This is a genomic window from Singulisphaera rosea, assembly GCF_054877945.1.
The window spans coordinates 1-255 of sequence record NZ_JBTYIP020000166.1; the positions used below are offsets into that span (position 1 = coordinate 1).

At 58.0% G+C, this 255-nt stretch carries 1 protein-coding gene; it reads left to right on the forward strand.

Annotated elements, in window-relative coordinates:
* Positions 1 to 229 (forward strand): ISAzo13-like element transposase-related protein (locus ACYOEI_RS41360; protein WP_462856509.1); only part of this gene is annotated, 229 nt, incomplete at its 5' end.
* Positions 230 to 255 lie beyond the last annotated feature (26 nt).

The window sequence follows — 255 nt, forward strand, 5'->3', positions numbered from 1 at the left end:
GTTGCGCGACATCCTCAATCGGATGAACTACCGATTGAAACGGATTCAAAAGGGGAAGCCGTTGAAGAAGACCGAGGAGACCGACGCGATCTTCGCGAACGTGAATGCGGTCCGGGAGGAAGTGAAGAATGACCCGGAGACCCTGGAGATCTCGATGGACACGAAGGCGAAGGTGAGCCTGGGGGAATACTCCCGGGGGGGGAAAAACCCGGACAGACAGCCGAGGTGAGGTGGAGAAGGGATGGGACCATGACC